The 20,045-nt window shown below is 26.3% G+C and carries 17 protein-coding genes and 1 other annotated feature; of the genes, 15 read left to right on the top strand and 2 right to left on the bottom strand.

Translation table 11 applies throughout. From position 1 onward, the window contains the following. Positions 1 to 292 precede the first annotated feature (292 nt). The 14 genes from I2E98_RS01555 to I2E98_RS01490 all read left to right on the top strand — a co-directional run bounded on the left by I2E98_RS01555 (position 293) and on the right by I2E98_RS01490 (position 17,346). Positions 293 to 2,605, top strand: coding sequence for an FtsX-like permease family protein (locus tag I2E98_RS01555; protein WP_195467222.1), 2,313 nt, complete (start codon positions 293 to 295; stop codon positions 2,603 to 2,605). 13 nt (positions 2,606 to 2,618) lie between these two features. Then, positions 2,619 to 3,377, top strand: a complete 759-nt coding sequence (locus I2E98_RS01550; RefSeq protein WP_195467221.1) for an ABC transporter ATP-binding protein — start codon at positions 2,619 to 2,621, stop codon at positions 3,375 to 3,377. Positions 3,378 to 3,473: 96 nt separating this feature from the next. Beyond that, a complete protein-coding gene (locus I2E98_RS01545) occupies positions 3,474 to 4,169 on the top strand; it encodes a response regulator transcription factor (protein WP_195467220.1) in 696 nt (231 codons plus the stop codon). Beyond that, the gene (locus I2E98_RS01540; RefSeq protein WP_195467219.1) at positions 4,162 to 5,532 is read left to right on the top strand and encodes a HAMP domain-containing sensor histidine kinase; all 1,371 of its coding nucleotides are present in this window, start codon (positions 4,162 to 4,164) and stop codon (positions 5,530 to 5,532) included. Before I2E98_RS01545 ends, I2E98_RS01540 begins: the two co-directional genes overlap by 8 nt. A 242-nt stretch (positions 5,533 to 5,774) precedes the next feature. Then, positions 5,775 to 6,443, top strand: a complete 669-nt coding sequence (locus I2E98_RS01535; protein WP_195467218.1) for an ABC transporter ATP-binding protein — start codon at positions 5,775 to 5,777, stop codon at positions 6,441 to 6,443. Continuing rightward, positions 6,443 to 8,824 carry an FtsX-like permease family protein gene (locus I2E98_RS01530; protein ID WP_195467217.1) on the top strand — a complete coding sequence of 794 codons (2,382 nt, stop codon included), beginning with the start codon at positions 6,443 to 6,445 and terminating at the stop codon, positions 8,822 to 8,824. The genes I2E98_RS01535 and I2E98_RS01530 overlap by 1 nt, the downstream gene beginning before the upstream one ends. Before the next feature lie 90 nt (positions 8,825 to 8,914). After that, on the top strand, positions 8,915 to 9,610 hold the full coding sequence (locus I2E98_RS01525) for a response regulator transcription factor (protein ID WP_195467216.1): 696 nt from the start codon (positions 8,915 to 8,917) through the stop codon (positions 9,608 to 9,610). Beyond that, positions 9,607 to 10,863, top strand: coding sequence for a HAMP domain-containing sensor histidine kinase (locus tag I2E98_RS01520; RefSeq protein ID WP_195467215.1), 1,257 nt, complete (start codon positions 9,607 to 9,609; stop codon positions 10,861 to 10,863). Before I2E98_RS01525 ends, I2E98_RS01520 begins: the two co-directional genes overlap by 4 nt. Before the next feature lie 112 nt (positions 10,864 to 10,975). After that, positions 10,976 to 12,214: a flagellin lysine-N-methylase gene (gene fliB / locus I2E98_RS01515; RefSeq protein ID WP_195467214.1), complete on the top strand. Its 1,239-nt coding sequence runs from the start codon at positions 10,976 to 10,978 to the stop codon at positions 12,212 to 12,214. Between the two features lie 167 nt (positions 12,215 to 12,381). Further along, on the top strand, positions 12,382 to 13,986 hold the full coding sequence (locus I2E98_RS01510; protein ID WP_195467213.1) for a family 20 glycosylhydrolase: 1,605 nt from the start codon (positions 12,382 to 12,384) through the stop codon (positions 13,984 to 13,986). A 340-nt stretch (positions 13,987 to 14,326) separates the two neighbouring features. Further along, positions 14,327 to 14,617 (top strand) — a binding site (T-box leader). 43 nt (positions 14,618 to 14,660) lie between these two features. Next, complete coding sequence (locus I2E98_RS01505; protein WP_195467212.1) at positions 14,661 to 15,143, top strand: Lrp/AsnC family transcriptional regulator; 483 nt, start codon at positions 14,661 to 14,663, stop codon at positions 15,141 to 15,143. Further along, positions 15,140 to 16,315: an aminotransferase class I/II-fold pyridoxal phosphate-dependent enzyme gene (locus tag I2E98_RS01500; RefSeq protein WP_195467211.1), complete on the top strand. Its 1,176-nt coding sequence runs from the start codon at positions 15,140 to 15,142 to the stop codon at positions 16,313 to 16,315. The genes I2E98_RS01505 and I2E98_RS01500 overlap by 4 nt, the downstream gene beginning before the upstream one ends. A gap of 151 nt (positions 16,316 to 16,466) precedes the next feature. Then, positions 16,467 to 16,760, top strand: a complete 294-nt coding sequence (locus I2E98_RS01495) for an RNA polymerase sigma factor (RefSeq protein WP_195467210.1) — start codon at positions 16,467 to 16,469, stop codon at positions 16,758 to 16,760. 34 nt (positions 16,761 to 16,794) lie between these two features. Then, complete coding sequence (locus I2E98_RS01490) at positions 16,795 to 17,346, top strand: hypothetical protein (RefSeq protein ID WP_195467209.1); 552 nt, start codon at positions 16,795 to 16,797, stop codon at positions 17,344 to 17,346. Between the two features lie 123 nt (positions 17,347 to 17,469). Here I2E98_RS01490 and I2E98_RS01485 read toward each other — a convergent pair whose 3' ends face one another. Next, on the bottom strand, positions 17,470 to 18,330 hold the full coding sequence (locus I2E98_RS01485; RefSeq protein WP_195467208.1) for an aldo/keto reductase: 861 nt from the start codon (positions 18,328 to 18,330) through the stop codon (positions 17,470 to 17,472). A 108-nt stretch (positions 18,331 to 18,438) separates the two neighbouring features. On the opposite strand from I2E98_RS01485, the gene I2E98_RS01480 reads away from it, so the two are divergent. Further along, positions 18,439 to 18,837, top strand: coding sequence for a MerR family transcriptional regulator (locus I2E98_RS01480; protein WP_195467207.1), 399 nt, complete (start codon positions 18,439 to 18,441; stop codon positions 18,835 to 18,837). Between the two features lie 91 nt (positions 18,838 to 18,928). Here the strand turns inward: I2E98_RS01480 and I2E98_RS01475 are convergent, their stop codons facing one another. Further along, the gene (locus tag I2E98_RS01475) at positions 18,929 to 19,813 is read right to left on the bottom strand and encodes a LysR family transcriptional regulator (RefSeq protein WP_195467206.1); all 885 of its coding nucleotides are present in this window, start codon (positions 19,811 to 19,813) and stop codon (positions 18,929 to 18,931) included. Positions 19,814 to 20,045: the final 232 nt, after the last annotated feature.

The raw sequence follows: 20,045 nt of genomic DNA, 5'->3' as shown, positions 1-20,045 counted from the left end.
AAAATTACTTCCTTTCAAAAATATTACTAAATATAATATACCATATAAAGAGAGAAAAAAAAGTTTAACTTAATAAAAAATAATTAAAAATATGAATTATTTTATATAAAAATAGTTATTGCAAGTAAGATGATAGGCATAGGAATTGAACCTATCTTTTTTATACAAAGATGTAAGAATTTATTAAGAATTAGAAAATAACCATTAAAGATTCACTTTCTATAATTAAAAACATAGACAAGAGAAATTAAAGATAAAGAATATGAAAAATAAATTATAGGAGGAATAAAACATGTGGTTAGCTAAATTAAAAAAGAAAAAAATGCAAAATTTTTTACTAGGGATAATATTTGCAATATCAATTGCTATGATATGTGTTAGTACAGTACTTACTGTAGTATCAGCAAACTTTGCAACAAAATATTATGAAGGAGATAGTACACCAGATATTTTAACTATTACAACTAATGAATCGGTGGTAAATAAAATTCATAATTTTTATAAAGATAAAGATGATAAAGTAAGAAATTATAATAAATATGATATATTTTCAATTTCAACTAACTTAACTTTTAATAATAAAAATAATACTACATTAATGAGCTATGTTGTACCAATGGAAAATAAAAAGGAGTTAAGCAATAAAATAGAAATTAAAGAAGGAGATAAAAAATCAGAAGCTCCTAAAAGTGGGGAAATGTGGATTTCATCAACAACAGCTAATACTAGAGATATTAAAGTTGGCGATAAAGCTAAAATAATTGATGGAGATGGAAAAAGTTTAGAGTATAAAATTTCAGCAATAGTAAATGATTCAAATCAATCATCAACTGCTATAGGAATTTTAATTGTATATGTAAATGAAGCAGATAGAGAGAAGCTAGAATCATTACCAAAAGCAAATATGGTTACATTTAATTGTGATGGTGATACTAGTAAAATGTCAAATGAATTAGTTCAGTATATAAATGAACCAATAGGAGGAGCTATAGTTGATAAAAGTCTTTTTATAGTATCAGCAACAATGACATCATGTATAATTGGGGGAATTGGTTTAATAACAGGAATTATATTGATAATTATGTTAATGTTAATTTTAAAATCCAATATAAAAAATAATATATTAAGAGAATATAAATCAATAGGAATTTATAAATCAATGGGATATTCATCAAAGAAAATAAGAAGAATTTATTTATATGGATATGGACTAGTTTCAATAATATCATCTTTAATAGGGATAATAATATCAATTCCAATGATTACTTATATTTGTAATATTGCATTTAAAAATATAGGTACTTACAGCTTTGATGGAATTTCAGTAGGAATAATGTTAATGACTTTTTTAATATTTAATTTAATAGTATATATAACTGTGTATTCAGTATTAAGATGTATAAATAAAATAAAGCCGGTAGAGGCAATTAATATAGGAGTAACATCTTCAAAAGAAAAGTTAAAAAAATCTTTAATTAAAAATAATAGTTCAAGTTTTTGTATGGCTATAAATGATATTTTTAAATATAAGAAAAGTAATTTTATAAGTTTAATAGTTTTTATATTAGTATTTTATATATCTATATTCTTTTTAAACATTGCATATTCAATGAGCAGTTTAGACGATAATTTATATAAGATATTTGGAACTGCAAATTCAGATTTAATTATATCAGCACCTAGTGATATAGAAAATTCAATAAGTGAAGTTAAAGAGTATATTGATTTAGATAGTAGAGTTGATGATTATTATATTTGGAATACTGTAGATCAAGGTAAAGTTGGGCTTGATGTTTCAAAATATGAAGTTGTTGGTGGAACATTAATGGCAACTATGTACAATAAGTTTAATGAAGAGGATTTTTCTATAATAAAAGGTATAAATCCAAGAAATAAAAATGAAGTATCCTTAAGCGTAGATTTAATGAAAAATAATAATTTAGATTTAGGTGACTATATAAAAATAAAAGTAGGAGATGAAGAAAAAGAATTTTTAATAGTTGGAAGTTTTGCTTCTATGATGAGTGGTGGACAATCTATGAGATTAACAAGTGATGTAATAAGTGATAATTCAATTGGAAATGTAGCTTTTGTTAATTTAAAAAATATAGATGATTATGAAGCTTTAAAGAATGATATAAAAGCAAAGTTTGATGGAGTAAAAGTAGAAAAAATTTATTCACCATTAAAAGAAGCAGCTTCACAAGTTGTAGAGATATCAGTACCAATATCAATAGTATTATTAGTTGGAGTATTAGTATTTGGAATATTTAATATAGTAAATGTATTGTTAATAAACAATTTAGATAATAGAAAAAATTATGGAGTAATGAAAAGTTTAGGATTTACTTCAAAATATATTAGAGCAAGAAATAACTACAGGATAATGATTTTAGCAATTTTAGGAGCAATAATAGGAATATTAGTTGCTATTACAACATCAAGTAAGGTTATTCAATTAGCCATGGGGTTTGATGTATTTAAATTAAATTTAGTAATGACAAGTGGATTAGTATTAATAACATTTGTATTAATAATGATAACATTATATGTTTGTAACAGATCAATTAAGAAAATTTCAACAGTAGAGTTAATTAGGGAATAGGAGAGAATTAATTATGAGAGATGTAATAATAAAAACAGAGGATTTATGTAAATCTTTTATTATAGGGAAAAATGGAAATAATGTATTAAAAAATTTAAATATGGAGATATACAAAGGTGACTTTACAGTAATTATGGGAAGTTCAGGTTCAGGAAAGTCAACATTACTATATTCTTTAAGCACTATGGATAATCCTACATCAGGCAGAGTTGAATTACTTGGAAGAGATATTTCAAAAATAAATGAAGAAAAGGCAGCAGAAATAAGAAATAAAGATATAAGTTTCATATTTCAGGGAATAAATTTACTACCAGATCTAACTATTTTTGAAAATGTAACTTATGCAGCAATTTATAATAGAAAAAATAAAAAAGATATTATAGAAAGAGCAAATAAATTATTAAAGGATTTAGAATTATATGAGCATAAAGATAAGTATCCATCAGAAGTTTCAGGAGGAATGCAACAAAGAGTTGCAATTGCAAGATCTATTATAAATAATCCTAAAGTAATATTTGGAGATGAGCCAACAGGTGCGTTAAATTCATCTACAGGAAAAGTAGTGTTAGATATGCTAAGTGAAATTAATGATAAAGGTCAATCTATAGTAATGGTAACTCATGATATTAAAACAGCTTTAAGAGCAAATAGAATTCTTTATATTAAAGATGGTAGAATTGATGGGGAATTAAATTTAGGAAAGTATACTGAAGAAAATGCTAGAGAAAGAAGAGAAAGGGTTCAAGAATTTTTAGAAGAAAAGTCTTGGTAGAATATTGTAATTTTATGTTATAAAAGTTAAAATGTAATTAATAGCTCAGTAAATATAATTTTGCTGAGCTTAAAATTTATTTAGGGGAATTAGAGAATGGAAAAGGGAAAAATATTAATAGTTGAAGATGATAATGATTTAGCAAATCTTATTACTGATTATTTAAGAATTGAAGGTTATACAGGAGTAATTGCAGAAAATGGAGCTAAAGGTCTTAATATAGCAACTAGTGAAAAAGTTGAATTAGTTGTATTAGATATAATGTTACCAGAATTAGATGGAATAACAGTTTGTAGGAAGATAAGAGAAAGTTCAAATGTTCCAATAATTATGTTATCTGCAAAATCAGGAGAAATGGACAAGATATTATCATTAGGAGTAGGAGCTGATGATTATATAACTAAGCCATTTTCACCAATGGAATTATTAGCAAGGATAAAAGCTCAGATAAGAAGGGCTAGTTTAGTTGAAAATAAGATAATAGAGGAAGATATTATAGATTATGGTAATTTGAAAATATACTCAAAAAGTTACAAGGTTACGCTGAATAATAAAGAAGTTGATTTAACTACAAAAGAGTTTCAAATCTTAGATTATTTTTGTAAACATTCAGGACAAGTATTTACTAAGGAACAACTATATGATGGAATTTGGGGATGTAGTGAGTTTATGGATGAAAACACAATTGCAGTATATGTAAAGAGATTACGCTCAAAGCTTGGAGATATTGGTAAGAACTCCATTAAAACTGTATGGGGTGTAGGTTACAAGTGGGAGTATTGCAATGAATAATTATATAAGAAACAAATTAATAAAGTTTTTAGCAATACTTATATTTTTAATAGTAGTTTTATGTATTAGCTTAAAGTTCTTATACATAGAAGATTATTTTAATGATATTAACAAAAGTTGTAGAATATTAGTTTCAAATCAACTAAATAATATTTTAAATGGTCATGAAGATAATAATGAGCTATATAAATATACTATTATTTCACTTGATGGAAAAGTAATTAAATCAACAGAAAATATTAAAGAAAAAGAGATTTCTTTAAATAGCCTTTCCTTTGATAGTTGGTATGAAATAAAGGATAGTAATGAAATTAGGTATTCTACATCCTTAATAATAGATGGAAAAATTGAAAATATAGTTATATTTACAATACCTAAAGAAGATATATTAGCAATTAGAAATGATATTAATTATAAGTCAATTTATGGATTTATATCATTTGGTATTTTGGGTACAATTATTTTTATACTTTATAAGATATATAGTATCATTAGCAAAGATGTATTAAATCCAATAAAGCAAATGCATAAATCTGCTAGGGAAATTTTAAAGGGAAATTATTTAGAATATGTTAACTATGATTATCATGGTGAAATAGGAGAATTTTCTCATGACTTTGAAGCAATGAGAGATTCATTAGTAGTTGCCAGAGAAAAAGAGGAAAATATTAAAAGGGCAGAAAAAGAACTTTTAGCCTGTATATCTCATGATTTAAAGACACCAATTGCAAATATCTCAGGATATTGTGAAGGGATAATAGATGGAGTAGTTAAAGAAGAAAAGGATATAAAGAGATATATAGGAATAATATTAAAAAAATCTAGAGTATTAAATAAGCTTTTGGATGATATATTAGAGCTTTCTAAAGCAGAAATAAATCAAATGACAATTAATAAAAAAGAGGTTTATTCTAAAGAGTTTTTTGAAGAATTATTAGAAGAGGTTTCCATGGATGTAGCTTCTAGTGGAAGAAGATTTGAAGTAAATGGTGATATACCTAACTTATTAATTAACTTAGATGAAGAAAAAATTACACAAGTTATTAATAATATAGTTAGTAATTCTATAAAGTATACTGATAATGATGGAGTGATCAGTATTAGCTTTAGTAAAATTAGTGATGGATTAGAAATTATATGTAGAGATAATGGTATAGGAATTGCACAAGATGAGCTAAAATTAGTATTTAGTAAGTTTTATAGAAGTGAAAAACATAGAAATCAAAACATACCAGGATCAGGATTAGGATTATCAATAGCTAAATATATTGTTGAAATGCATAATGGAAATATTGAAATTGTTAGTGGAAAAGATAAAGGAACTACAGTACATGTAAAAATAAGGAACAACCAAATAATGTAAGCGCCTCCGAGGTGCAGCTAAATATTGGAATTAATTAATAAATAAAAGTTTTTCTGAATTAAGGTATATATAATTAAAATAAAACTGTCTGCAAGGCTAATCTATATAGTAGATTAACTCTGCAGACAGTTTTTTTAAAGACTTACAAAACTGTAAGTTTTATTGAAAGATTATTGAAAGAGATAAGCTTTATACTTTAATTATAGATTAGAAATTAGGAGAAATTTACGGAGGTTTTATAAATGAAAAATATATTAGAAACAATAAATTTAAATAAGCATTATGGAAAAGGTGAGAGCTTAGTTAAAGCAATTGATAATACAAATATAAAAATAAAAGAGGGAGAATTTGTTGCAATAGTAGGTAAATCAGGTTCAGGAAAAAGTACATTACTTCATATGCTTGGAGCTTTAGATAGGCCAACTTCAGGTAAAGTTTTAATAGATAACAATGATATTTCAAATATGAAAGAAGAGCAGCTTGCTGTATTTAGAAGAAGAAAAATAGGGTTTATATTTCAATACTATAATTTAATACCTTCAGTTAATGTTTGGGAAAATATAGTATTACCAATAGGACTAGATGGAAGAAAAGTTGATGTTGAATTTACAAATGATATATTAAAGACTTTAGGTTTAGATAATAAGAAAAAAAGCATGCCTAATACATTATCAGGTGGACAACAACAAAGAGTAGCAATTGCAAGAGCAATAGCATCTAAACCAGCAATAATATTAGCAGATGAGCCAACAGGTAATTTAGATTCTAAAACTGAAGAAGAAGTATTAACTTTATTAAAAATGAGTGCTAAAAAGTATAATCAAACAATTGTAATGATCACTCATGATGAAGGAATAGCTCAAATGGCAGATAGAGTTATAAATATTGAAGATGGTAAGGTGGTGAGCTAATGAGTACATTATCAAGCTTAGCAAAGGGTAATTTAAAAAATAATAAGTCAAAAAGTATTTTAATAGCTTTTACAATAATGCTAACAACAATTCTTTTAACTTCTGTAGGGTTAACTTGTTTAAATTGGGTAAAAGCTAATAAAGAAATAACTATTGAAAGAGCAGGTTCATATCATTCAACATATAAAAATATAACTATAAAAGAGTTAGATATAATAAAAAATAATATAGATATAGAAAAGTTCGGAGTTCTTAGAACAGTAGGCGTAGCAGAAGAAAATGAAAATACTTTATCAATTATTTATACAGATGAAGATAGTGCAGAAATGGGAAATGTAAAATTTATAGAAGGTAAAATGCCTATAAAGGAAAATGAAATAGCAGTTCAAGATGGATTTTTAAAAGCTATAGGTATTGAGGCAAAGGTTGGAGAAAAATTAACACTTAAATATGAATCAAGGAAAGATGAAGAAGCTAAAAGTTACGATTTTATATTAAGTGGTATAATTGAAACTTCAGAATTTAATAAAGCAAATAAAAATTATACTTCAATAATTTCAGAAGAGTTTTTAAAAAATATGGAGTATTCAGATGATATAACTTTTAGTACTTATATAAGAGTAGTTGGTGATGGTAAGTTATCTGCAACTGAAATAAAAGATAAGGTTAAACAAGTTGCAGCAGATATTGGAATACAAGAATATGATGTAAGAATGAATGATGATTATATAGAAGCTATGAATCCAGAACCAGAAATTATAGTTGGGGGAATTGTAATTGCATTAATAGTTATACTTTCAAGTATATTAGTTATTTACAGTATTTTTTATGTGTCAGTAATAAATAAAGTACAAGAGTATGGAAAACTTAGAGCTATTGGAGCTACTAAAAGACAAATAAAGAATCTTATACTAAGAGAAGGTTTAGTATTAGCAACTATATCAATTCCAGTTGGAATATTAATTGGCTATTTAATAAGTGATTTTATTATAGTTAAACTTATTGGATTTAGTAAGTATGGTGTAGGTGGACTTAATTTACCAGTTATAATAGCAGTATTTATTTTATGTTACTTAACAGTATTTTTATCATTAATAAAGCCTATGAAAATAGCATCAAAAGTTTCACCAGTTGAGGCAATGAGATATAATGGAGAGAATAATGGTAAAAACAATAGAGAGGGATATGAAGAGGTTACTTTAAAAAGATTAACATTTGCTAATATTGCAAGAAATAAAAAGAAAACAGCAATTACATTAATATCACTTTCTTTAAGTGGAATATTATATATAACAATGTCTACAATAATGGCTAGTATGGATGCAAGAGCAATGGCAACGCAACATGGAGATGAGGATTTTACATTAAACTTAACAAATTTTGAATTAAGTGATGATTCAGAAATGACATTAGCAGAATTACAAGTAGATAATCCTTTAGGAGAAAAATTAAGAAAAGAGTTATTAGAATTAGATGGAGTTAAAGAAATAACAACAGAAGAAACTATTCAAGGATCATATATGGCTTTAGGTGAAAAACAATATACTACCATTGGTTCATATGATGAGGATTATATTAAAAAAATAGAAGAAAACTTAATTGATGGTGAAGTTAATAATGAAATTTTAAATTGTGGTAAAGGTTTAATTTATACTAATCCAGGATATGCAGCTGAAATGGGGATTAAGGTTGGAAATAAAATTAATATAACTATAAAGGATGGAACTGAAGAGATAAATAAGGAGTTTGAAATTGTTGCAATTTCAGACCTTTCAGGAGAGGATTTCTTAATTCCGTATTCTGTTGGAAAAGATTTAATAAAAACAGACATAACTTCAATGGTTGGGATTAAAGTTTCAAGTAATAAATTAGATGAAGTAGAAAGTTATTTAGAAGAAATAACAAAGAGCAATGGATTTATAATTATGAGTTCATTAGAAGAAAGTATAAAACTAAATGAAATGGTATTAGGTGTAACAAAAACTTTGGGGTATTCGTTAGTAATAATATTAGGGGTTATAGGATTTGTAAATCTTATAAATACAATGGTAACTAGTATAATTACAAGAAAGAAGGAGCTTGGAATGTTACAAGCTATAGGACTTTCAGATAGTCAATTAGTAAAAATGCTACAAATGGAAGGATTATTTTATACATTTGGTTCTTTAGGAATAATATTAACTTTAGGAAATGTTATTGGGTATATTGCATTTCTAATATTTAAAAATTCAGGGGCATCATATGCAACATATCATTATCCATTAGTACAAACTATAATAATGGTAGCAGCAGTTACGGTTGCTCAAATTTTAATAACTTATTTAATAGCTAGCAATTTTAGAAAAGAATCATTAGTAGATAGAGTAAGATATAGTGAATAGTAGTTTTAAAAAGAAGGTATTTATTTAAACACCTTCTTTTTTTTTATGGTATAATTTAGAATAAATGTTTTATAAAGGGGAGAGTATTATATGCAAAAGATACTATTGGTTGAAGATGATTTATCTTTAAGTAGAGGGGTTAGTTTCAGGCTAAAAAAAGAAGGATATGAAGTTTTTACAGCAGCTAAAGTTAGTGAGGCTTTAGAAATATTTAATAATAATAAAATAGATTTAGTTATAAGTGATGTAGGGTTAGAAGAGGGGGATGGATTTGAACTTTGTCAAGAAATAAGAAAGAAAAGCAATGTACTTTTAATATTTTTAACAGCTTTAGATCAAGAAGTTGATATGGTTACAGGATATGACTTAGGAGCTGATGACTATATAACTAAGCCTTTTAGTCTTATGGTTTTAATATCAAAAGTAAATGCTTTAATGAGAAGAGTATCAAATGAAACTACTAATAAAAGAGGTATTCAATGTAAGCACTTAAAGTTTTATGCTGATGAAATGAAGTTAATTAATAATGAGGAAGAAATTATTTTAAGCAAAAATGAGTACAAGCTATTAAATTGTCTTATAAATAATCCATTACAAGTTGTTACTAAAGAGCAATTGTTAGAATCATTATGGGATAAGGATGGAATATTTGTAGATGAAAATACTGTTGCAGTTAACATAAGAAGGTTAAGGGAAAAAATAGAACCTATTCCATCAGATCCTATGTTTATTAAGAATATAAGGGGAGTAGGTTATAGGTGGAATGAGGAGTGCAATAAGATATGATGAATAAAGTTATATTTGAACCAAAAATAAAAAGAGTATATATAGTAATGTTTATAATAACTTTATTTTTAATAGGTGGATTTTTAAATTTTCAGTATAAACAATTTAATCTTATTCATAATACTCAAATAAAATCTTTCCAAAGAGTAGTAGGAAATTTAGTTAAGGAATATCCAGATGAAGAGTCTAACATAGTAAATGCATTATTATTTAATGACAGTAGTAATGATTCAGAGAAAACAGGTGAAGAGATATTAAATAAATATGGGTATAATTTGAAGGTTAAAATGAGTGAGGATCCTACTTTTATATCATATAAAAATTCATATATGATTAACAACATAATTACAGTAGCTATTATTGTAGTAATAATTGCTTCTATTATGATATTTTTTATTAAATACATATTTGGTTACTTAGGAAGAATATCAAATATATTAGATAATTTTATAAGTGGTAATCTTGATTATAAAGATGAATTTAATGATGAAGGAATTGTAAGTGTAATTAGTTCACAACTAGGTCAATTAGGAAGAAATATAAGTTTTAACTATGCCAAGTTAGAAGAGGAAAAAGAAAGTTCGAAGGCTTTAGTAACAGATATATCACATCAATTAAAAACTCCATTAGCATCAATAAGTATGTGTAATTCTATATTAGAGGAGGATGAATTAACTTTAGAGGAGAAAAAAGAATTTTTCGAGATGAGCAATAAAAATATAAATAAGTTACACTCTCTAATAGACTCATTAGTTAATATATCTAGATTAGAAGTTGCAATGATAAGGTTAAAGCCTGAATATAATAACTTAACTAATACTATTATAAGAGCCTATAATAGTGCTTATATTAAGGCTAATAATAAAAAAATAAATATTAAATTAGGAGAAATAAAAGAAGATATAGTAGTTAAACACGATACTAAGTGGACTGAAGAAGCTATTTTTAATGTTTTAGAAAATGGAATAAAATATACTAATGAAGGTGGAAAAATATATTTAGATATTGAAGAAAGCTTAAATTATATTAAGATACTTATAAAAGATAATGGAAGAGGAATAAATAAAAAAGAGTTTAATAATATATTTAAAAGATTTTACAGGTGTAAAAATGTAGAGCAAGACCATATTGAGGGTAGTGGAGTAGGATTGTATTTAACTAGAAAGATCTTAGAAGACCAAGGTGGAAGTATTATGGTTAAGTCTGTAGAAGGACAAGGAAGTGAATTTACATTATTATTACCTAAAAATTAATAAGTTTATATTAATTTAATTAGAAGATAAGTGTTGTGTTAACAATATTAAATAATATTTTATATATGATATAATTTAATTTAAATATCAGTATAATTAGAGGAAGTAAACAATGGCTAAAAAGATTAACAAAAGATATCCAGTATATTTTGAAAACTTTAAATGCATAGGTGGAAAATGTGAAGATAGCTGCTGCATTGGATGGAATATAGATATAGATAAAGTAACATTTAAAAGATATTTTAAAGTTCAAGATCCAGAAATGAAGAGAATGTTTCAAAAAAATATTCAAAATAACGAAAGATATAGTAGTGAAGATATTGACTATGGAATAGTTAAATTAAAAAAAGAGAAAAGATGTCCTTTCTTAGATGAAGAAAATTATTGTGTTATTCATTCAAATCTAGGTGAAGATTATCTTTCAAATGTTTGTACATGCTTTCCAAGAGTAACTAATAAAATAGATGAAACTTATGAAATGTCATTAGATGTGGCATGCCCAGAAGCAGCAAGGCTTATTTTATTAAAAGAAGAAGGAATAAAATTTTTAAATAGAGAAGAAGAGCTAGGAAAACATATAATATCTGCACAAATAAATACAAATTTAAAAGAAGTAAAAAATACACCTTTAAAATATTTTAAAGAAATAAGAGAGTTTTGTATAAAAATTATTCAAGATAGGAGATTTACTATAAGTGAGAGACTATATTCATTGGGATGTTTTATAGAGCAGCTTGAAGAAGTTGAAATTAAGAATATTAATAAATTTATAGAGAATTATAACGTTGAGTTAGTTGCTAAATCATATCTAGATGATGATCTTAGCCTGTTATTAGGAAATAGTAACATGAATCATATTATACAAATAGATTTATTTAGAAAGATGCTTAAGATATTAAGAGTAGACAAGGATGTTGAAAGTGTTAGATTTAAGGAATATACAAGTAAAATGCTAAATGGATATAATTTTGATGAAGAAGAAAATTTACAAGGTAAATCAGGATTTTATATAAAAGCTTTTGAAGAATATAATGAAAAGTATTTTGATAAATATAGTTACATTTTAGAAAATTATTTAGTTAATTTTATTTATAATAATATGTTCCCGTTTAATGAAGTTATGTCATTTTTTGATAGTTATATGATGCTTATAATAAGATTTAGTTTCATAAGATTTTATTTAGTTGGACTATACTTAGATAACAAAGCTGAAAGCTATGAAAGAATAGTTAATTTTATACAAGTATTCTCAAAAACTATTGAGCATCATAAAAGTTATTTAATAGATTCATTACATTATATTAAGAGAAAAGAATTTGATAATATGGAGTTTGCAAAGAATATTTTATAAGTTTAAGGCTACTAATATTGAGGTATATAAAATCAATATTAGTAGCTTTTTTTATATAAAATATGTAAATGATTTTGTATTATTATGATAATAAAGACAAATAATAAAAATTGTAAAACTTAATAAATTCAACTATTAAAAAATATAAATTTTAAGGACGTGTACATATGAAAAATATAGTTAGATGGAATAAAGTAAAACTTCTATTAATAGTAATGGGAATAGTAATTATATCTATGATATGTTTTAAAATATATATTAGAGATAGTTACTATGTAAGAGAGGTTTTCAATGAAGAAGGGAGTAGTAGTAAAATTAATATTATTCCAAAACCAATGAGTTACCAAAGTAAAGAAGGAAGATTTATCTTAACAAAAGATAGTATAATTTATATAAAAGGTAATACTGATGAAGAAACAGAACAAATTAGGTGGATTGCAGAATTTATAAGAGAAAAACTAAATGCATCAACGGGATTTGATTTGCAAATTATTGTAAGTGATAAGCCCGTTGATGGAAGTATTTATTTAACAACTATTAATTCAAGTAAAGAATTAGGTAATGAAGGATATGAAATGAATACAACTCCAAAAGTTATTAAAATTACAGCTTACAAACCAGAAGGAATATCAAGAGGGGTTCAAACATTAAGACAAATGTTACCTCCAGAAATTGATAGTAACAAAGTTGTTGATAATATAGAATGGATTGTACCAGCATCAGTAATTAAAGATAAACCAGAGTATAGTTATAGAGGATTAATGATAGATGTTGCAAGACATTTCTTTACTGTTGATGAAATAAAAAGACAAATAGACCTAGCGGCTCAATATAAGATAAATAGGGTTCATTTACATTTAAGTGATGATCAAGGATGGCGTCTTGAAATAAAGAAATATCCGGACTTAACACTTATAGGTGGAAGCACTGAAGTCAGTGGAGGACCAGGTGGATACTATACCCAAGAGCAGTTTAAAGATATAGTAAACTTTGCAATGCAAAGATATGTAGAAATAGTTCCAGAGTTTGATATGCCAGGTCATACAAATGCAGCATTAGCTTCTTATGGATTCTTGAATCCAGATGGTAAAAGAGCAGCTTTATATAGGGGAACAGAAGTTGGATTTAGTTCTTTTATGGCCCATAGTGAAAAGACTTATGAATTTATAGATGATGTATTTAAGGAGGTTTCACAAATATCACCATCAAAATATCTTCAAATTGGTGGAGATGAAGCACTTAATACTAAAAAGGAAGATTATGATTATTTTGTAGGAAGAGTAGCTAAAATAGCGGAGAAGTATGGAAAGACACCAATAGGTTGGGATCCAATAGATACTTCTCCAGAAATAAATTCAAGTGTAATACTTCAAAATTGGAAAGATTCAAATGAAGAGGCTGTAAAAAAGAATATGAAAATAATTGTATCAATTGCAGGTAAAACTTATTTAGATATGAAATATAATAAAGAAACACCTTATGGTCTTGATTGGGCAGGATATATTCCAGTTGATGTAGCATATAAATGGGATCCAACAGATTATGCACCAAAAAATTTAGTTTTAGGGTTAGAAGCACCATTATGGACAGAAACAATATCAACACAAGATCAAATGGATTATATGATATATCCAAGATTGCCAGGATATGCTGAAATAGGATGGACAGCTAAAGCTAATAGGAATTGGGATGAGTATAAGGTAAGATTAGCTTCACAAGAAAAAAGGTTAACAGTTGAAGGTGTAAATTATTATAAATGGACAGAATTATAATAAAGAAATAAATTATTTTTTATTGACTTAAAAATGGATATAATAGATAATATTATAAAGGAAACATCTTCTCATTAACAATCGAAGATGAAAGTTTAATTAACCAAATTGTAAATTTGGAATTTCACTTTAGGAAACATCTTCTCATTAACAATCGAAGATGAAAGTTTAATTAACCAAATTGTAAATTTGGAATTTCACTTTAGGAAACATCTTCTCATTAACAATCGAAGATGAAAGTTTAATTAACCAAATTGTAAATTTGGAATTTCACTTTAGGAAACATATTCTCATTAACAATCGAAGATGAAAGTTCAATTAACTAATTAGAAAATAAAAATTAAAGATTATGATAAGGAAGAGTAATCTAAGTAATTATTTTTAGAGAGCTAAGGGTAGGTGTAACTTAGTAATAATACTTTTATGAAGCAGCCTTTGAATCGCTTGCTGAGAACTAAGAAGTATTCTTAATGTAGGCAAAGACGTATATCCTAACGTTATAAGGAATAGAATACTAATTTGCAACTTTAGTTATTAAATAAAGAGTTGTTATAGAAGTATTCTTACTGAGTGAGTAAAGAAATTTACTTATGAGGGTGGTACCGCGGAATTTTATAGCTTCGTCCCTTTTTTATAGAGGGATGAGGCTTTTTTATTATTAAGGAGGGCTAGTTATGGAAGAAATTTTAGAGATTTTAGAAGAAAATAGTAGATATAGTGATGAGCAAATAGCCGTAATGGCGGGGAAAACTGTAGAGGAAGTTAGAGAAGCTATTAGAGACTATGAAGAAAAAAGTATAATAGCTGGATATACTACTCTTATAAATTGGGAAAATACAGGTAAAGAAACAGTTACTGCTCTTATTGAAGTTAAAATAACACCTCAAAGAGGTGAAGGTTTTGATAAGGTAGCAGAAAGAATATATAATTTTGATCAAGTTAAAGCATGTTACTTAATGTCTTCAGGAGGTTTTGACCTTACTGTTATAGTAGAAGGAAAAACAATGAAGGAAGTTGCTATGTTTGTATCAGAAAAGTTAGCAGTACAAGATAATGTAATTGGAACAGCAACACATTTTGTATTAAAGAAATATAAAGATCATGGAACTATATTTAAAGAGAAGAAAACTTCAAATAGGGAGGTAATATTTATATGATACTAGAGAAGATGATAAGAAAAGAAGTTAGAGAAATGCCTCCTTCAGGTATAAGAAAATATTTTGATATAGTAAATGAGATGGACGGCGTAATATCTTTAGGGGTAGGAGAACCAGACTTTGTTACTCCTTGGAATGTTAGAGAAGCCGGAATATATTCATTAGAGCAAGGGGATACTCACTATTCTTCTAATGCTGGATTTATAGAACTTAGAGAGGAAATAGCTAAGTATTTATATAGAAAATTTGATTTAAAGTATAATCCAAAGGATGAGATTTTAGTTACTGTTGGTGGAAGTGAAGGTATAGATATTGCATTAAGAGCATTAACAGGGCCTGGGGACGAAGTTATTATTCCAGAGCCAAGTTTTGTTGCATATAAAGGATGTACAGCATTTACTGGTGCAACAGCAAAAATAATAAATCTTAAAGCAGAAAATGACTTTAAATTAACTGCACAAGAATTAGAAGAAGCAATTACTGAGAAAACAAAAGTGGTTATAATACCATTCCCTAATAACCCAACAGGTGCAATAATGACAAGAGAAGAATTAGCTCCACTTGTTGAAGTATTAAAGGACAAGGATATAATTGTTATTTCAGATGAAATTTATGCAGAATTATCTTATGATAAACCACATGTATCTATAGCAAGTTTTCCAGAGATTAAGGAAAAGACTCTTGTTATAAATGGATTTTCAAAATCTTATGCAATGACAGGATGGAGATTAGGTTATGTATGTGGACATCCAATACTTTTAGATGCTATGAAAAAGATTCATCAATATGCAATAATGTGTTCACCAACAACAGCACAATTTGCAGCAATTGAAGCTTTAAAGAATGGTGATGAAAGTGTTACTAAGATGGTTAAGGAATATAATAGAAGAAGAAGAGTTCTTGTTGATGGATTTAGGAAACTTGGATTAGATTGTTTTGAGCCACTTGGAGCTTTCTACGTATTTCCATGTATTAAATCTACAGGAATGACATCTGATGAATTCTGTGAAAAACTTTTATTAAAAGAAAAGGTACTAGCAGTTCCAGGAAATGCATTTGGTGAATGTGGAGAAGGTTTTATTAGAGCATGTTACGCATCTTCTATGGAAAACATAATTGAAGCACTTAAGAGAATTGAAAAGTTCTTAGACGAAGAAGTAAATAATAAATAAGCTTATATAGAGTGTTTATAATAAATATAAACTTAATAAAATGATAGCTATTAAATTTTAATTATTTTTAATAGCTATTTTTTTATAAAAAATTTTATAATTTATGTAACGAAATGTTAAAAGTTAGTACATATATAGTGGAGGTGATGAAATGAAGCAAATTGAAGAGCTATATCTTAATTATGCAAAGACTGTTTATAAGTATTTATTATGTTTAACTAAGGATAAAGATGTAGCTGAAGATTTAACTCAAGAAACTTTTTATCAAGCCTCGAAGACTATAAAGAACTTCAAGGGGGAGTGTAGAGTATCTGTTTGGCTTTGTCAGATTGCTAAACATTTATGGTACAAGCATTTAGAGAAAAGTAAAAAAATGAGTTTGAATCATATGATGAAGTTGCGTTTGAAGTATCATGCAATTATAATTTGGAATCAGATTTATTAAAAAATGAAAATAAAAATGAGGCAAAAAAATTAAAATGGTATATGAAAAAATTAAATTAGTAAATTTATTTTTAGGAATTATAATTGCAGTTATTACAGCGTATGGAGGAAATTGGGTTTATCAACAATTATTTACTATAACTAATTATGAAATAAAAAGTGAAGATATAGAAATAACTGAGTTATATCAATTAGATAATAATATTATATATTTTACTGTAAAATCAAATGAACCGTATTTTGTTGGAAGTGCTAAATTTATTACTCATGATACAGAAGGAATAAGTGCATCAGTCGGATTAAGTAGAACAATTGTACCTAAAAGGGCTAATATTGATGATGATAAGAGCACGACTTTTATAGTAAATATTGAAAATGGAAATGTTGAATTTTATAATGATGAAGATGATTCATATAATAATGAAGAAAAGAGAAAAGAAAATTTAGAATCATTAGTAAATGAATTGAAAATTGAAAATACTGGTGTAAATAAGAATATAAAAAATATTTATTATATAGGAAAAAATCAAAGTGATAAATTATTAATTTGGGAAGAAGGAATGGTGTTACCACAATATCCAAACTAAATGAAATCTCCATAAGTTAATACTAAGAATAACTTATGGAGATTTTCTTAACATAAAATAAAAAAATAGGTAGTAGATATCACTACCTATTTTTATGAGTAAGTAATTAATATATAGTATTGATTATTCCATATCAGCTCTTTGCTTTATAAGCTCTACGAACATATCAACTGTATTTGGATCTTGATGGTTAAAGAATAAACTATTTTTAGTATCTAACTCTTTTATTGTATTCATATCATCATCAGATAGCTTAAAGTCAAATATTGTGAAATTTTCTTGAATTCTATTTAGATTAACAGATTTAGCCAATGCAACAACACCTCTTTGAGTTAACCATCTTAAAATTACCTGAGCAACACTTTTTTGATATTTATCAGATATTTTCTTTAAAACTGGATTATTGAACATGTTGTTTCTTCCTTCACCGAATGGAGCCCATGCTTCAATTTGAACCTTATTTTTAATCATATTTTCTTGTGCTTCAATTTGTTGATTAAATGGATTTGTTTCAACTTGATTTATCTGAGGGATAATTTCATTAAAAGCACATATATCAGATAATCTATCAGGATAAAAATTACTTACACCAATTGAACGTAATTTTCCTTCTTTATATAAATCTTCTAGAGCGTGATAAGCTCCATAATAATCACTAAATGGCTGATGTAGTAAAACTAAATCAAGATAATCTACTTTTAATTTTTTCATAGAATTAAGTACAGATTCTCTAATTTTATCATACCCGTAGTTACTAATCAATACTTTAGTTGTGATAAATAATTCTTCACGTGGAACTCCACATTTTTCTATTGCGTTTCCAACAGCTTCTTCATTGAAATAGCTTTGGGCAGTATCAATTAAACGATATCCTATTTTTATTGCATCAAGCACGCAAGCTTCACATTCCTCTTTTGTTACTTGATAAACCCCATAGCCTAAAAGTGGCATTTTTACACCGTTATTTAAAGTTACATATTCCATAATAAACCCTCCTTGATTTATCTATAAATTAATTTTACAATGCGATTGTATACCTCGGTAGTAACAACCGGGCAAGGGGGAGTTTAAAATTTTTTTAGGAGGATTTTTATGTATACTATGAAGCAAACATGTCAAGCAGTAGGAATGACTTATGAAACATTAAAATATTATTGCAATGAAGGGCTAATTCCAAATGTAAAAAGGGATAAAAATAATTATAGAGTTTTTGATGAAAATGATATAGAGTGGATAAGAAATTTAACCTGCCTTAAAAAGTGTGGTATGAGTATTCAGGATATGAAAATTTATATTAAGTTATGTCTAGAAGGTGAATCTAGTATTCCTGAGCGTAAAATAATGCTTGATAAGCAAAAGGATGAACTATTAGATAGAATTAATGAATTACAAGAGTGTGTAGAGTATATAAACTGGAAACAACAGTTTTATGATGATGTGCTATCAGGAAAGACTAAGTATTATAGTAATTTGATAGATGATGAAGATTAATATTAAAATGGATGAAGGAGAATTAGAAATTCTTAAAAATTAACTATTCGACATAAAGCGCGCGCCTCTGAGGTCAATCCAATATATGGATTTATCTCAGAGGCGTGTTTTTAATTAAAGAGTTTTTAAATTCATTTTCAGTTTTAGATAATTTCTTATCTTTTAAATGAACTAAACATAAATTGCTATATATTTTTTCTTTTAAAAGAACAAGTGAAATATTTTTTTTATCAAAACATTCTACGGTTTTTCTCATAAGAGGAGAAATACCCATACCTGCAGAAACAAGACCTATTATGTTTTCTATTCTACTATTAAAACAAACTATATTAGGTTCAAATGAAGCTTTATTACATTCACTAACAAAGAAATCATAAACCCCAGAGTTTCTTCCTAAAGAGATAAAACTTTCATTTGATAATTCAGAAATAGAAACATACTTCCTTTTTGAAAGTTGGTGAGATTTAGGAACAATTAGTACAAGTTCATCTTGAGCTAAAGGTGTAATATCTAAATTCGAATAATCTAATATATCACTTCTTAAAAATGCAAAATCTATTTTTTGAGATAATAATAAATTAAGTACTTCAACATGCTCACCTTCATGAAAAGTTAATTGTAAGTTTGTAACTTTGTTCTTAAAGTCGCCAATAAGATTAGCAATATTATATTGGGTTATTACTGGAATATATCCAATAGATAGTTTAGGGCAAGAAGAAGTAAACTTATTTATATCAATTAATAATTCATCATAGTTAGCAATTATATTTGAAGCATACTTTTTTAGAGAAATTCCAGCATCAGTTAAATTAACATGTCTAGTACATCTTTCAAAAAGTATGCAGTTAAGTTCTGTTTCTAACTTTTTTATATGTTTAGATAATGAAGATTGAGATATACATAATTCTTCAGCTGCTAAGGAAAAACTGTTATATTTTTCTACAGTTAAGAAGTATTTTAGACTTTCTATATTCATAAGTTAATCACCATAATTTCTTTAATATATCTATATTATATCATGATAATAATTCATTTATATACAGATACTTAGAAATTATTCCAAATTGGAATAAAAACATATTAATTAAAGAATTGTTCCAGGTTTGAATGTTAAATATAATTTCAGTATATAGTAGCAACTTTAAAAATACTTTGCTAAATATGATAAAAATAAAACGTAATTATAAAAATATAAATATAAGATTAGA

This window comes from Clostridium sp. D43t1_170807_H7 (assembly GCF_015555905.1).
In the GTDB taxonomy this organism is placed as follows: domain Bacteria; phylum Bacillota; class Clostridia; order Clostridiales; family Clostridiaceae; genus Clostridium.
The sequence above is the reverse complement of the archived record's forward strand: the minus strand, read 5'-3'. Positions and strand labels throughout refer to the sequence as shown.

Excerpts from the sequence above, each read along its gene's own strand:
- I2E98_RS01555 (WP_195467222.1), top strand. The coding sequence starts at position 293 with ATGTGGTTAGCTAAATTAAAAAAGAAAAAAATGCAAAATTTTTTACTA.
- I2E98_RS01550 (WP_195467221.1), top strand. The coding sequence starts at position 2,619 with ATGAGAGATGTAATAATAAAAACAGAGGATTTATGTAAATCTTTTATT.
- I2E98_RS01545 (WP_195467220.1), top strand. The coding sequence starts at position 3,474 with ATGGAAAAGGGAAAAATATTAATAGTTGAAGATGATAATGATTTAGCA.
- I2E98_RS01540 (WP_195467219.1), top strand. The coding sequence starts at position 4,162 with ATGAATAATTATATAAGAAACAAATTAATAAAGTTTTTAGCAATACTT.
- I2E98_RS01535 (WP_195467218.1), top strand. The coding sequence starts at position 5,775 with ATGAAAAATATATTAGAAACAATAAATTTAAATAAGCATTATGGAAAA.
- I2E98_RS01530 (WP_195467217.1), top strand. The coding sequence starts at position 6,443 with ATGAGTACATTATCAAGCTTAGCAAAGGGTAATTTAAAAAATAATAAG.
- I2E98_RS01525 (WP_195467216.1), top strand. The coding sequence starts at position 8,915 with ATGCAAAAGATACTATTGGTTGAAGATGATTTATCTTTAAGTAGAGGG.
- I2E98_RS01520 (WP_195467215.1), top strand. The coding sequence starts at position 9,607 with ATGATGAATAAAGTTATATTTGAACCAAAAATAAAAAGAGTATATATA.
- fliB (WP_195467214.1), top strand. The coding sequence starts at position 10,976 with ATGGCTAAAAAGATTAACAAAAGATATCCAGTATATTTTGAAAACTTT.
- I2E98_RS01510 (WP_195467213.1), top strand. The coding sequence starts at position 12,382 with ATGAAAAATATAGTTAGATGGAATAAAGTAAAACTTCTATTAATAGTA.
- I2E98_RS01505 (WP_195467212.1), top strand. The coding sequence starts at position 14,661 with ATGGAAGAAATTTTAGAGATTTTAGAAGAAAATAGTAGATATAGTGAT.
- I2E98_RS01500 (WP_195467211.1), top strand. The coding sequence starts at position 15,140 with ATGATACTAGAGAAGATGATAAGAAAAGAAGTTAGAGAAATGCCTCCT.
- I2E98_RS01495 (WP_195467210.1), top strand. The coding sequence starts at position 16,467 with ATGAAGCAAATTGAAGAGCTATATCTTAATTATGCAAAGACTGTTTAT.
- I2E98_RS01490 (WP_195467209.1), top strand. The coding sequence starts at position 16,795 with ATGGTATATGAAAAAATTAAATTAGTAAATTTATTTTTAGGAATTATA.
- I2E98_RS01485 (WP_195467208.1), bottom strand. The coding sequence starts at position 18,330 with ATGGAATATGTAACTTTAAATAACGGTGTAAAAATGCCACTTTTAGGC.
- I2E98_RS01480 (WP_195467207.1), top strand. The coding sequence starts at position 18,439 with ATGTATACTATGAAGCAAACATGTCAAGCAGTAGGAATGACTTATGAA.
- I2E98_RS01475 (WP_195467206.1), bottom strand. The coding sequence starts at position 19,813 with ATGAATATAGAAAGTCTAAAATACTTCTTAACTGTAGAAAAATATAAC.